This window comes from Stenotrophomonas sp. YJH_SMC_53 (assembly GCF_059369995.1).
Window position 1 is genome coordinate 206334 of record NZ_JCAFTF010000003.1, and the last position, 13769, is coordinate 220102.

Here is a 13769-nt window from a genome sequence, read left to right on the forward strand (position 1 = left end):
GGAAAGCCCCAAGCCTACTCCTGCCTGGCGCCGTGAAGTGTGTGCAGGCTTTGCATTCTGCGGTCGATGCAGGCAGGACTGATGGCACATGTGCCTGCGGTGCCGCTGCGCTCGTCGGCGAAAGGTAGTGCCGGCCGCTGGCCGGCAACCGCGTAACGCGCCCCAGGATCATGAAGTTGCCGGCCAGCGGCCGGCACTACCCGATCAGGCTGCCGTTACTTCATGCAACGCCAGCCAACGCCAACGGCCGTCTTCCTGCCGCAGCACGGCCAGTGCTTCACGCCAGGCCATCCCACCTTCAGCAACGCCCTGCCCTTCACGGTAGCGCAGCATTGCCAACGGTGCCGGCACCGCAATGAACTGCAGGGCATCGATTTCGATACACAGGCCCGGGCGGGCACCGTGGCCGCCAGCGAACATGCCGGCCAGTGCTTCGCGGTCCAGGCGCTGCCCAGCAATACCGACCATGCTGAAGTCGGTGCAGAAATGATCCATCAGCGCATCCAGCGTACTGGCGGCTGCTTCCGCACGGAACCAGGCCTGCAGCTTGGCGATCAGATCATGGAACTCGTTCTCTGCGGTCATCGTCATTGCATTGTCTCGGGTTGGGAAAGAGAGATCGATTGCGAACGGCGCAGCAGCGCCATCGGCAGCAGCGTCATTGCAGCGGCCAAGCCCAGCGCCACGCTGGTGGCGCGTGCCGGCAGCCATTGCATGGCCAATGCCAGCAGCAGTGCGATGGCGGCGGTGCCGAGGCAGAAGCTGAGCTGGCGGTTGAGGTTCCAGAGTGCACTGGCATCGCCCAACGCCTCACCTTCCACGCCATGGAAGGCCAGCGTCTGCGCGGTGCTGCTGCACAGGCTGCCGCCGGCGCCCATCAGCGCGAACAACAATCCGGCCAGCACGAAGGCCGGCTGCGGCAGCAGCGCCATCAACAACAGGCCGCTGGCCTGCAGGAGCATGCCGGCGCGCAGTACCGCGGCCGGACCGAAGCGAGCCAGCAGGCGCTTGCTGGCCATGATCGCGATGGCCGCAGCCAGCGCCCAGGGCAGCATCAGCGCGCCGATGCGTGCCGCGCTGTAACCGGCGTGGTGCAATTGCAGGGTACTGACCAGTTGGCTGCCGATGAACACACCGGGTACGGCGAGATACACCAGCATCGCCAGCCGCAGCCCGCGATGGGACAGCAACGACCAGCGCAGCAGTGGCTGCGCCTGCCGACGTGCATGCCGCAGGTGCGTCGCCGCCAGCAACAGCGCGGCCAGCAGCAACACGGCACCTGCACCGCGATGTCCCGATTCGCCCAGCCAGGTCAGCGCCAGCAGCAGCGCGCCCAGCGCCAGCATCGCGGTGGACAGGGCATAGGCCTGCAGGCGCGGCGCACTGCGCGCGCAGTCGGCCGGCGTCCAGGCCAGCACCAGACCGATGGCCACCACCGCCAATGGCAGGCTGGCCCAGAGCACGCCGCGCCAGGACAGCCACTGCACCAGCAGCCCGCCCAGTGCCGGTGCCAGGGCCGGCACCAGAAGCGCCACCAGCAGGATGCGACGGGTCAGCGCGCCACGTTGCCCGGCCGTGCATTGCCGGTACGCCGCGGCTTGCGCCACGGGAATCAGTAGACCGCCGGCCAACCCCTGCAGCAGGCGCCATCCCAGCAGCCAGCCGATCCCCGATGCGGAACCTGCCAGCGCAGCGGCAACCGCGAACAACAGCAACGCCACCAGCAGCAAGCGACGCTCGCCACAGCGCGCGGCCAGCCACGGCGCCAGCGGAATCACCACGCTCAGGCCCAGCATGTACGCTGTGCCGACCCAGGCCAGGGTGCTGACGTCGGCGTGCAGCTCCACTGCCAATGCCGGATAGGCCACCGTCGCGATGAACATGTTGACCAGATCCAGGGCGAATACCAGCAGGAAGATCGCCTCATGGCGCAGGCGGGGGGACGGCATCGGCGGCGTTCCAGCGAGGAAGCAGCCAGCATGCCGTCCGGACCCCATTGGAAAAACACGACGGCAGCTGCAACACTGTCAAATCTGTTTTGACAATGGATCGCCATGGTCAGCCTTGATCGCTTCGATATCTTCCGTGCCGTGGTCGAAGCCGGCAGCCTGACCGCTGCGGCCGATCGGCTCGGCCTCAGCCGCGCGGTGGTCAGCTTCAACCTGAAGCGGCTGGAGCAGGAGCTGGGCGTGACCCTGCTGTTGCGCAGTACCCGCCACCTGTCCCTGACCGAGGCCGGCGAGCAGTTCCTGCAACATTGCGTGCAGGCACTGGATGCTGCGCAGGCGGCGATCGATGCCGCGCGCCGCGACCAGCACCAGCTGCAGGGCGTGCTGCGCCTGACCACCACACCGGAGTACGCCCAGCTACGCCTGATTCCCGCGTTGGAGGCGTTCCGCGCGCAGCACCCGGCCCTGCAGCTGCACCTTTCAACTTCTCCAGCGCCAGCGGACCTCATTCCCGAACGCTTCGACCTGGCGATCCGCCTCGGCCGCCTGCCGGATTCGGGCCTTCACGCCAGTGAACTGGAGCGCCACCCTCTGTGCGCGGTGGCCGCTCCCTCGCTGCTGGCGCGCCTGCCCTCTGCCGAGGCTGCCGATGAGCCGGCACAGCTGGGCACCCTGCCCCGCCTGGGCTATCCGCGCCTGGCCGATGTGCCGGTGATCGCGCCTGATGGCAGCGGCGCCCTGTTTGCCACCAACCCGGGCAACGCGGTGGTACGCGTGGATGGTGCCAGCAGCCTGCGCGCGTTCGCCCTGGCCGGCGCCGGGGTCACCGTGCTGCCACGCTGGCTGATCGAGGACGACCTGGCCCAGGACCGGCTGCGCCCGGTGCTGCGCCAGCACCGCTTCCCGCAGCAGAGTGTCTACGCGGTCTATCCGCACAGCACGCAGCCCTCACCGAAGGTACGGCAGCTGATTGATTTCCTGCGCGACCGGTTCGCCACATAAAAAGGGGACGGAGGGGATTAAGTCGTTTATGCATAAACGACTTAATCCCCTCCGTCCCCTTTTTCAGACACGGCCCTGTGCGGGCCGTGTCGTCAGGCATCAGCGCAGCACCTGCTCCACCAGCTGCACGTCCACGGTCTGCAGCGGCTCGGCGGCATTGCGCGCCAGCTGCACCTGGTAGGTGCCACCGTCGATCTTCCACTGGCGCGCCAGTGCATCGTAGTGGGCCAGGGTCTTCGGCTCGGCTTCGATGCGGATGCGGCGCTGTTCGCCCGGCTGCAGGTTCACCTTGTCGTAGCCGATCAGGCGGATCGGCGTGGTGCTGCCTGCCGGCAGCTTCAGGTACAGCTGGGCCACATCGGCGCCGGCGCGCTTGCCGGTATTGCGGATATCGACGCTGGCGACCAGGCGCGAGCCTTCCACGCTCACCTTCAGGTTGTCATAGGCGAACGAGGTGTAGGACAGGCCATGACCAAAGGCGAAGGTCGGGGTCAGGCCCTTGACCGCCATCCACTTGTAGCCGACGTTGGCGCCTTCGATATCGAAATCGAACACATCACCGAACGGCTTGGCCGGCTTGAAGCCGAGGCCATCGATATGCGGGCGCGGCAGCTGCGATTCGTCCGTCACCCAGGTCACCGGCAGGCGGCCCGACGGATTGACCTGACCGGTCAGCAGCGCGGCGATGCCTTCGCCGCCGCGGATGCCCGGGTACCAGGCCTGCAGCATCGCTGGCACCTGCGCCAGCCAAGGGGTGCGCACCGGGCCGTTGGTTTCCAGCACCAGCACGGTCTTCGGGTTTGCCGCGGCCACCGCCGAGATCAGTGCGTCCTGGTTGTCCGGCAGCTGCATGTCCGGCAGGTCCACCGATTCGGCGGCCCACTGCGTGGCAAACACAATGGCCACATCGGCCTGCGCGGCGGCCCTGGCCGCAGCGGCGGCATTGGTCCCGTCCACATACTCGATGGTTGCGTCAGGGCGCGCCGCACGCAGCGATTCCAGCGGCGAGGACGGGTGGAAGATCACCGGGCCCGGCCAGGTGGTCGGCAGCACGCCCGGCACCGCGTTGGTGCCCTTGGCGGTCACGCCCACCATCGAGGAACCACCGCCACCGATCACGCCCTTGTCGGCGTGGCCACCGATGATGACAATGCGCTTCACGCTGTCGGCCAGCGGCAGCAGGTTGCCTTCATTGCGCAGCAGCACGCTACCCTCTTCCACCGTGCGCTGGGCCACGGCAAAGCCGGCCTCGGCATCCACCTTCTGGTGCTGCGGCGGGTTGTCGAAGTTGCCGTGCAGGAACATCGTGCGCAGGATGCGCGTGACCATGTCATTCAGGCGCGCCTGCGGCACCACGCCGCCATGCACGGCCAGACGCAGCGGTTCGTCGAAGAACACCGCCGCATCGAACACTTCACCGGCCGACTGCTGGTCCAGGCCGGCCAGCGCCGCCTTCGAACCGCTGTGCACGCCGCCCCAGTCGGACATCACGAAACCGGGGAACTTCCATTCCTGCTTCAGCACCTGGTTCATCAGGTAGCCGTTCTCGCAGCCGTAGGTGCCGTTGATCTTGTTGTACGAGCACATCGCCACGCCCGGGCGGCCAGCCTCCAGCGCAATCTCGAACGCCAGCAGGTCCGACTCGTGCATGGCCTGTTCGCCGATGCGCACGTCGTGGAAGTTGCGCCGGGTCTCCATGTCGTTCAGCGCGAAGTGCTTCATCGAGGAGATCACGTGCTGGCTCTGCACGCCCTGGATCAGCGCGCCGACCATCGAACCGGCCAGCAGCGGGTCCTCACCGGCATATTCGAAGTTGCGGCCGTTGCGTGGATCGCGCTGCAGGTTGACGCTGCCCGACAGCAGGATGTTGAAGCGCTGCTGCCACGCCTCGCGGCCCATGGTCGCGCCACCGGCGAAAGCCACTTCGCGGTTCCAGCTGGACGCGGTGGATGGGCCCGATGGCATCGCCGTGGCGAAATCACCCGGGCGGATGCCGCCCGGATTGGTCACGCCGACGCCGGCATCGGCCGACTGCTGCGACGGAATGCCCAGCCGCGCCACGCCCGGCACGAAACCGGCCGAACCGACCGCGCCTTCCGGCAGTGGGCCACCATCCTTGCCCAGCCCGAAGTAGCTGTGCAGCATCTGGAACTTCTCATCCTCGGTCATCGCCTTCAGCAGCAGCTCGGCGCGCGCATCGGCGTTGAGGGTGGTGTCCATCCACGGCCTGTCGCCATGCGTGTCGGCGGCATAGGCCAGTGTCAGCAGGGTGGCGCGCAAGGCGCTGCCTTCCACCTTGAACGGCGCGCTGCTGGCGGCCTGGAAACCATCGCTGAAATAGCTGGCATCGGCTTCCAGCGCCACACGCGCCGGATCGAAGCCGGCGGCCTTGGCCGATTCACCGGCCACCGCGCCGAGCAGCACCGCCGGTGCACCCAGCCGCGAACGGGTGACCAGCGCTGGCAGCTGCGCGGCACCTGCACCGGCATCGGTATAGACCGCCACCGTGTGGCGGCCATCGTCCAGGCGCAGGTAGTTCAGGCCCGGCTGGTCCGGGCCGGATTCAGCGGCGATCGGCAGCCGGGTCAGTACGGCCTGGCCGCGCTGGGTCTGGCCATCATCCCTGCCCGCAGCAATGAAGCGGTATTTGTAACCCAGTCCGTCGGCCAGCACCTGCAGCGGATCGACCTGGCCGATGCCGCGCTGCACCTGGCGCACGCTCACCGCGTCCACCTGCAGGGTCTTCAGCTGGGCGGCCAGGGCCGGCATCGCCTCGGCGGTCGGGGCCTGTTCCAGGGTCAGCACGGTGAACGCGGCAGGGTCGGCCCAGGCCGGAGCGGCCAGTGCAGCGGACAGGGCCAGGGGCAGTACAAGCTGCTTTGTAAACGTTTTCATCGACAGGCGTAATTCCGTTGCCAAGGCAATCGGTCCAGGGAAAGTGCCGCCGAAGGGTGCAGCGTTCATGCCGCGCAGGGGTTGCCAGGCAACCTCCCGCAGGCCGAAGGACGGGCCGGTCTGCGCGCGGGACCCTCCTCCCGCCGTGACAACCTGCCTGCCCGGGCCGCGCAGGGCGACCCAATCCTGTGAAGATTGTGCGAGGGCGTTCACACCTGTCAACAGGACCTAAGTCACAGGGGCGATCCAGCCTGTAGTTATCAGGCCATCACCGGCGGTCATCAGCGCGCCGCGCGGGGCTGCCGATAATGGAGATCCCTGGCCACGAACCGAGCCCATGACCGTCCACCGCGACTTCGACCATCTCTGGCGCGACCGCTGCGATACGTCCAGCCAGCGCGCACCGCGCGTGCTGATCCGGGTGTTCGTGGCCCCCGGTGAGCTGGAACGCAGCGTGTCCTTCTACGAGCAGCTGCAGGGCGTGGTGGCCGATGCGGGCTTTCCGTTTCCGGAGGCCGGTCTGCGCCTGGCCATGGTCGGTGCGTTCCTGTTGATCGAGGGCAGCGAGGCGGCGCTGGCGCCGTTCACCTCGACCACGGGGACACTGCTGGTCGATGACGTTCGGCCTTATCACGACAAACTGGTTGCCGCCGGCGCCGAGATCATCTTCCCGTTGCAGGTGGTCCCGACCGGGGCGGCGTTCAATGCGGTACATCCCGATGGCACGGTGGTCGAGTACGTGCATCACCGGCCGGATCCGCAGGGGCGGTGAGGTGACGCACGGCCAGGCTGCGCCCGGCCCCCGCGGTAGTGCCGGCCGCTGGCCGGCAACCTCAGAAGCAACAGCAGAAGCAAAAGCTGGGCTCCTGTGGGGTGGCGGGGTGGGCCCGTTGGCGGGGGACGCCGTAAACCCATCCATGGGGCCTTGGCCGCGGCATCCCTGCCGCGGACACCCCCGCAAACGGACCCACCCCGCCTTCGACAATTCCCCGCACGGCCTGCTGTAGAGCCGAGCCCATGCTCGGCTGCTCTTCGTTCAACTCTCGAAATATTCGATTTCGATGGAGATTCATCCACGCATGGCGTGGATCTACAATCCCTCCATGTCCTCCCCCGCCCTGCCCTGGAACGGCACGTTGCTGCTGGATGCGCACGCCGCCGTGCTGCACGGCCATGCTGGTGACAGCGCTTTGCATGCGCACTACGCCCATCAATTGCTGCTGAGCGACGGTACGCCCTGGCACGTCGAGATCGATGGCGTACAGCAGCAGGGCCAGCGGCTATGGCTGCCTTCGTTCCAGCCGCACGCGATCCTGTCGGCACCGGAAGCAGGCTGCACGGTGTTCCTTGAGCCGGCCCACGCCGATCCCACCCAGATCCAGCAGCATCTGCACGCGCTGCCGGGCAACGCGCTGGAGCTGCGCGATTGGTTGCCACGGCTGAGCCGCCCGCAACCGCTGGACCGCCGCGTGCAGGCGGCGTTGGCCCGTATCGCCCAGTACCTGCCCGGCCCGGTGCCGGCTGCCGACATCGCCGAAGCCGCGCACCTGTCAACCAGCCAGCTGCACCGGCGTTTCCAGTCCGACCTGGCAGTGACCCTGCGCGGCTGGGTGCTGTGGCAGCGGCTGCGCCGCGCGCTCATGCATCATCTGCGCGGGCACAACCTGACCGACAGTGCGCATGCCGCCGGCTTCGCCGACCTGGCCCATCTGTCACGCAGCCTGCGCCGCATGTTCGGCATCGGTGCCGCGCAACTGCAGGGCCTGCAGCTGCACGCGGCCTGACATCTTCGATCATTCGCGCCTGCGCAGGCCTGCAGGCAGCTCCGGCACCTCGCCATGCGGCAGTTCACGAAACGGCGCCAGCAGCTGCCCCGCGTAATCGCGTGGATAGTCCGGTTGGCTGCCGATGCCGAGGTCGCGTTGCTGCAGTCGATAGCCCGGCGCATCGAAGGCGGTCCCCAGCAGGTGATCCCAGACGGTCAGGAACAGGCCGAAGTTGACGTCGCCGGCGGTGCCGTAACGTATGTGATGGAAGCGATGCAGCGGTGCCCACGCCATCACCCGGCCCAGCACACCCGGGCGCATGTCCACGTTGGAGTGCTGCAGCAGCAGCTGGATGGCGATGGCAAACGCCAGCACCGCAGCTACCGGCATCGGCAGGCCCAGCACCAACAATGGCAGCACGCCGCCCACCGCTTCGGCCGCCTGGTGCAGCGGGTGTTTCATCAGCCCGTTGAAACCGTACATGCGGGCCACGCTGTGATGCACCGCATGCAGGCGCCACAACCAGCCGATGCGATGGCTTGCGTAGTGCACCAGGGTGACGCCGAGATCGGCAGCGATGATCGCCACCAGTACCTGCAGCGCGAACGGCCACTGCAGCGGCCAGACCTGCCACGGAATGATCGCCGCCAGCAGCGGCACCGCCGCGATCGACAACAGGTTCAGGCCTTCGTTGACCAGCGCGTGCAGGGCATCACGCACACGGTCGCCGTGGTCGCGGTTGAACGCAGGGTCATACGGCCAGGCGCGCTCGGCGACGAACGAAACCGCAATGGCGATCGCCAGCAGGGCCAGCAGCCACAACGGATCGCCATGGCAGTGGCCGACCCAGACGACGGCAGGGGCAACGAACCCCAGCAGGAACAACGGGGCATACAGGCGCAGGATCCAGTGCTTCATGGGCAACCCGGGAAATGAGGGGCCTGCATGCTGGCGCCACGTGCGGGTTGCCGGCTTGAACAAACGGCGCAACCCGCGCCCCCGCAGAGAGGTCGCCCTGGTCGGCACCGCGTTTCCTGCATCCACGCATGGCGTGGATCTACAATGGCGCCCTCATCGCGCCCGGGACCGGCATGGATTCCTTCAACCTGATGCGCGCCTTCCGCCGCATCGTCGAACGCGGCGGGCTGGCCCGCGCTGCCGAAGACCTGGGCATGTCGCCCGCTGGGCTCAGCAAACAGCTGCGCACGCTGGAAGCGCATCTGGGTGTGGTACTGCTGCAGCGGACCACGCGGCGCATGAGCCTGACCGAGACCGGCCACGCCTATTACCGTGAATGCTGCCGCCTGCTCGACGAACTGGACGCATTGGAACGTGGCATCGCCGAGCAGCGTGGCGAGGTGACCGGGCGCCTGCGCATCAATGTGCCGCAGTCGTTCGCGCTGAGCACGCTGTCGCCGCTGCTGCCCCGCTTCCTGCAGCAGCATCCGCAGCTGTCGCTGGATCTGGTGATGGAAGATCGCCTGCTCGACGCGGTCGGCGAAGGTTTCGATGTGTCGCTACGACTGCGTGCCGAGCTGGATGATTCACGCTTGGTGGCACGCCGGCTGGCCTCGCTGCAGCAGGTGCTGTGCGCGGCGCCGTCCTACCTGCGGCAGCATCCGGCACCGCAGGCAGTAGGGGATCTGCAGGCCCATAGCGTGCTGGCCTACAGCCTGTCCGACTCACCGGGCAGTTGGCCGCTGCTCGGCCCGGATGGCCAGGTGACGATCACCCTTCCGGCACGCGTGACCGTCAACAACAGCCTGCTGCTGCGTGACCTGCTGGTGGCGGGCATGGGCATCGGCGCCCTGCCTTCGTTCCTGGCCGCGCCGGCATTGGCGCGGGGCGAACTGCAGCAGGTGCTGCCCGACCACCGCTATCCGCCGCGCTTCGTGCATGCGGTCTACCCCACCTCGCGCCACCTGCAGCCCAAGGTGCGTGCCTTCATCGACTTCCTGCACGCCGAGCTGCCCGGCTGCGCCGGCCTGGATTCGTAACCGCCAGCGAAAACTGAGCTGCCCGCAGCGTGCTGTTTCGGCCACGCCGCGCTGCCTACTCTGCCGCCTCTCCTCTCACCGATGGCAGGCAGATGTCTCCCGTTCCTTCCCCCGCCACCGCAGCGCCGGTGGTCGATTTCTTCCACGACGTGGTCTGCGGCTGGTGCTTCGTGCTGGCCCCGCGCCTGCAGCAGGTCTCCGCCGAACTCGGCATCCAGGTGCGCCACCGCAGCTTCGTGCTGCAGGACTCGCGCGCGCAGATGGTCGAGGTGTTCGGCTCGATGGCGCGCGCCAAGGCGATCATCCTGCGCCACTGGACCGACTGCGCCGCGCATGAAGACATCGCGCGCATCGATATCGAAGGCATGCGCGCACAGGACTTCGAGTATCCGTCCGGCTGGCTCGGCGCACTGGCCTGCCAGACCGCAGGGCTGATCGGTGGCAATGATGCCCATGGCGCGATGTTCGACGCGGTGCAATGGGCGCACCTGCATCAGCACCGCAACATCGGCGATGCCGAAGTGCTGCTGGATATTGCCGAATCGCTGGGCCATCCACGTGGCGCCTTCGCTGACCACATGCGCAGCGACGCGGTGCGCCAGCGCGTGCAGGCCGATCGCGCCGAAGCTGCCGCGCTCGGCATCCGCTCCATCCCCACCGTGATCGGTGGCAACGGCCTGCGCCTGCAGACCCTGCCGCTCCCACACCTGCGCCAGGCCCTGGCGCCCCTGGTCGCGGCCTGAGCCGCCCCCTCCCCCACCCTGCAAGGAGATTTCCCCATGACCCCACGTACCCTGTCCACCGCGCTGGCCCTGCTGCTGGCCACCACCGCCGCGTCCACCGTGTCCGCGCACGAACGCGTTCCCTCCGGCCAGCAGGTCGGCACCAGCCCGTGGGGGCCGAAGGACGAGATTGGCCGCCTCAACCTGATCACCGAAGCCTCGCGTGCGGCGATCCTGTCGCGGGTCAGCGGCGGCAAGGCCTATGACCTGGCCACCGAATACTACGTCGGCATGCCCAGCTGGCAGGATGCCGGCGACCCGCACTACCAGTTCTGGATGACCCACACCCCGCGCGGCACAGTGATGGACGATCCGATGGGCGTGGGCGAGGCCATGAACCTCACCCGCAGTTACACCGGCACCGCGTTCTCGATGTACAGCCACACCGGCACCCACATCGATGCGCTGAACCACTTCGGCATCCACGGGAAGATCTGGAACGGCTTCGAGGCCGACAAGCACCTCGGCGACCGCGGCTGGAATGTCACCGGCATCGAGAAATTCCCGCCGCTGATCGCGCGTGGCGTGCTGATCGACGTGGCCGGCGCCAAGGGCGTGGACATGCTGCCGGACAGCTACCGCGTCACCCGCCAGGACCTGAAGGATGCGCTGGCACGCCAGAAGGTGAAACTGCAGCAGGGTGACGTGGTGCTGATCCGCACCGGCCGCATGCGCCTGTTCGAGCAGCCCAGGGCCTACATGGCCAACCCGCCGGGCATGGGCCTGGACGCGGCACGCTTCCTGGTCGAGGACGGCGGCGCGATGATCGTCGGTGCCGACAACCTCAGCTTCGAGACCTTCCCCTCGGAGGTGCCCGACGATTACGTACCGCTGCACACCTACCTGCTGGCTCAGCAGGGTGCGCCGATCATCGAGCTGGTGGCGCTGGACGAACTGGCGCGCGACAAGGTCTACGAATTCGCCTTCATCGGCGGCCCGCTGAAGATCCGTGGCGGCGATGCCGCGCCGCTGCGCCCGGTGGCGCTGCCGGTCCGCCCGTAACCAGGGGCATCCCCGGGTAGCGCCGGGCCATGCCGGGTGGGTGCCGACCTTGGTCGGCACCGCGCTTTACCGCTATCCACGCATGGCGTGGATCTACCAGGCTGCGGCATGGATTTGCCGGGGCTCTCTCCAGTAGATCCACGCCATGCGTGGATGCTTTCCCCCTTCAGCAACCTGAAACCCGGCCTTCCGATTTCATTAGTAATTCTACTCACAACGCGAGTAGCATGTCTGGTCTCAGCCCCTGATACCGGCCCGTCGATACTCGCGCCATGCCCGCCGTTTCCGCCCGTTCCTGCCGCTTCCAGCCCGCCCGGCGCCTCCCCTGGAGGGCTGACTGATGGGTGCCGTCGTCGCCCTCGACCGGCTGCTGGACGGGCGCCAGCTGTGGCGTGGCCCGGCCCGCCAGGGCCCCGCCAGCGACCATCTGGCCAGCGGCCATCCGGCACTGGATGCACGCCTGCCCGGCGGCGGCTGGCCGGCCAGCGGGCTGTGCGAGGTACTGCAGGCGGCGCCCGGCGTTGGCGAACTGGCGCTGGTCTGGCCGGCACTGGCCAGGCTGAGCCAGCGCGACCGCCCGATCGTGCTGGTCGCTCCGCCCTATCGCCCGCACGCTCCGGCCTGGGCAGCGGCCGGGCTGGAACTGGCCCAGCTGCAGGTCATCCAGGCCACGCCGAAGCAGGCACTGTGGGCCGCCGAACAGTGCCTGCGCTCTGCGGCCTGCGCGGCGGTACTGTGCTGGCCGCATCAAGCCGACGACCGCGCCCTGCGCCGCCTGCAGGTGGCCGCCGACAGCGGCCAGTGCCTGGGCTTCGTGTTCCGCGAGGCGCAGGCCGCGCGCAATCCCTCCCCGGCCAGCCTGCGCCTGCAGCTCGACCACGGCCAGGTGCGGGTGCTGAAGTGCCGTGGCGGCCTGCCGCCGGCACAACCGTTGCCGCTGGCCATCGCCCACTGAGGACGCGCCATGCACTGGGCCTGCCTGTTGTTGCCGCAGTTGGCGCTGGACAGCGTGCTGCGCCTGCAACCCGACCCGCAGCGGCCCTTGGTGCTGCTGCAGGGGCCGGCGCAGCGACGCGTAGTGCGTGCAGTCAGCCCGCCGGCACGCGCCGCGGGGTTGCGCCCGGGCATGCTGCTGTCGGCTGCGCAGGTATTGGTGCAGGACCTGCACCTGCACGATTACGACCCCAATGCCGAACAGCACACCCGCCAGCTGCTGGCCAGCTGGGCCTATGCCTACAGCTCGCAGGTCAGCCTCGATTTTCCGCATGCACTGGTGCTGGAAATCGGTGCCAGCCGTGCCCTGTTCGGTGACTGGCTGACGATCCAGCAGCGCCTGCGCAACGAACTGCACGAACTCGGCTTCCGCCACCGCCTGGTGGCCGCGCCTACCCCACATGCCGCGCGCGTGCTGGCCAACGTCCACGATGGCCTCGGCCTTGATGCGCAGCAGCTGCCGGCGGCGCTGGCGCAGCTGCCCCTGGCGCGCTGCGGCCTGCCCAGCGAGGCGGTGACGGTGCTTGGCCGTTCCGGCCTGCGCACGTTGGGCGCGGTGCTCAAGCTGCCGCGCGACAGCCTGGCCCGGCGCTTCGCCCCCGAGGTCCTGCAGCAGCTGGATGCATTGCGCGGGCTGCCCACCGCGCCATTGCGCTACTACCAGCCACCGGACCGTTTCGATGCGCGCATCGAATTCGAATACGAGATCGAATCCAGCCAGGCCCTGCTGTTCCCGCTGCGCCGCCTGCTGCTCGACCTGGCCGCGTTCCTGTGTTCGCGCGATGGCGGCGTGCAGCGCTTCGACCTGCATTTCGAGCATGACCTGTTGCCGGCCAGCGTGCTGACCATCGGCCTGTTGGCGCCCGAACGCGATCCCGCGTTGCTGTTCGAGATCGCGCGCAACCGCATGGAAGCGTTCGCCCTGCCGGCCGGCAGCCGCGCACTGCGCCTGCAGGCCGAACAGCTGCCACCGTTCGTGCCGGCCGCACGCGACCTGTTCGACACCCGGCCGGCACAGGCGATGCCCTGGAACCAGCTGCGCGAGCGCCTGCGCGCGCGGCTGGGCGATGACGCCGTGCAGCCGCTGGCGGTGCAGGCCGACCATCGCCCCGAACGCGCCAGCGGCATCCAGCCAGCGGCCAGGCCGCCGGCATACTGGCCACTGCGCCCCGGTTGGCTGCTGGACACCCCACAGCCGCTGCGTGACCCGCGCCTGCGCATCATCGCCGGGCCGGAGCGGATCGAATCGGGCTGGTGGGACCAGGCTGACGCGCGCCGCGACTACTACGTGGTGGAAACCGCGCATGGCCAGCGCGGCTGGGCCTTCCGCGCGCGCAACGATCCGCATGCGCCGTGGATGCTGCACGGCTGGTTCGGCTGAGC

12 protein-coding genes are annotated in these 13769 nt (G+C 68.4%); 8 read left to right on the forward strand and 4 right to left on the reverse strand.

Annotated features, from left to right (window positions below):
* Positions 1-204: 204 nt before the first annotated feature.
* Together AC5P7X_RS06155 and AC5P7X_RS06160 are read right to left on the reverse strand one after the other, a co-directional pair.
* Positions 205-591 (reverse strand): DUF4440 domain-containing protein, encoded by a 387-nt coding sequence (locus tag AC5P7X_RS06155; protein ID WP_005417047.1) that lies wholly within the window; start codon positions 589-591, stop codon positions 205-207.
* Positions 588-1949, reverse strand: coding sequence for an MFS transporter (locus tag AC5P7X_RS06160; RefSeq protein ID WP_495214623.1), 1362 nt, complete (start codon positions 1947-1949; stop codon positions 588-590). The genes AC5P7X_RS06155 and AC5P7X_RS06160 overlap by 4 nt, the downstream gene beginning before the upstream one ends.
* Positions 1950-2054: 105 nt before the next feature.
* On the opposite strand from AC5P7X_RS06160, the gene AC5P7X_RS06165 reads away from it, so the two are divergent.
* Complete coding sequence (locus tag AC5P7X_RS06165) at positions 2055-2951, forward strand: LysR family transcriptional regulator (RefSeq protein WP_070489903.1); 897 nt, start codon at positions 2055-2057, stop codon at positions 2949-2951.
* A gap of 99 nt (positions 2952-3050) precedes the next feature.
* Here the strand turns inward: AC5P7X_RS06165 and AC5P7X_RS06170 are convergent, their stop codons facing one another.
* The gene (locus tag AC5P7X_RS06170; protein ID WP_495214624.1) at positions 3051-5846 is read right to left on the reverse strand and encodes a beta-glucosidase family protein; all 2796 of its coding nucleotides are present in this window, start codon (positions 5844-5846) and stop codon (positions 3051-3053) included.
* 337 nt (positions 5847-6183) lie between these two features.
* On the opposite strand from AC5P7X_RS06170, the gene AC5P7X_RS06175 reads away from it, so the two are divergent.
* Complete coding sequence (locus tag AC5P7X_RS06175; RefSeq protein WP_005417059.1) at positions 6184-6618, forward strand: VOC family protein; 435 nt, start codon at positions 6184-6186, stop codon at positions 6616-6618.
* A 307-nt stretch (positions 6619-6925) separates the two neighbouring features.
* Positions 6926-7630, forward strand: a complete 705-nt coding sequence (locus AC5P7X_RS06180) for an AraC family transcriptional regulator (RefSeq protein ID WP_070489994.1) — start codon at positions 6926-6928, stop codon at positions 7628-7630.
* Positions 7631-7639: 9 nt separating this feature from the next.
* On the opposite strand, the gene AC5P7X_RS06185 is transcribed toward AC5P7X_RS06180, so the two are convergent.
* On the reverse strand, positions 7640-8530 hold the full coding sequence (locus tag AC5P7X_RS06185; RefSeq protein ID WP_070489996.1) for a sterol desaturase family protein: 891 nt from the start codon (positions 8528-8530) through the stop codon (positions 7640-7642).
* 128 nt (positions 8531-8658) lie between these two features.
* Here AC5P7X_RS06185 and AC5P7X_RS06190 point away from each other — a divergent pair, with 128 nt between their 5' ends.
* From AC5P7X_RS06190 to AC5P7X_RS06210, 5 genes are all read left to right on the forward strand, one after another.
* Positions 8659-9609: a LysR family transcriptional regulator gene (locus tag AC5P7X_RS06190; RefSeq protein WP_218086323.1), complete on the forward strand. Its 951-nt coding sequence runs from the start codon at positions 8659-8661 to the stop codon at positions 9607-9609.
* A 92-nt stretch (positions 9610-9701) separates the two neighbouring features.
* The gene (locus AC5P7X_RS06195; protein ID WP_053499638.1) at positions 9702-10352 is read left to right on the forward strand and encodes a DsbA family oxidoreductase; all 651 of its coding nucleotides are present in this window, start codon (positions 9702-9704) and stop codon (positions 10350-10352) included.
* A gap of 36 nt (positions 10353-10388) precedes the next feature.
* Positions 10389-11393, forward strand: a complete 1005-nt coding sequence (locus tag AC5P7X_RS06200) for a cyclase family protein (protein WP_070489998.1) — start codon at positions 10389-10391, stop codon at positions 11391-11393.
* Between the two features lie 340 nt (positions 11394-11733).
* Positions 11734-12348: a translesion DNA synthesis-associated protein ImuA gene (gene imuA, locus AC5P7X_RS06205; protein WP_053499642.1), complete on the forward strand. Its 615-nt coding sequence runs from the start codon at positions 11734-11736 to the stop codon at positions 12346-12348.
* Positions 12349-12357: 9 nt separating this feature from the next.
* On the forward strand, positions 12358-13767 hold the full coding sequence (locus AC5P7X_RS06210; RefSeq protein WP_495204819.1) for a Y-family DNA polymerase: 1410 nt from the start codon (positions 12358-12360) through the stop codon (positions 13765-13767).
* Positions 13768-13769 lie beyond the last annotated feature (2 nt).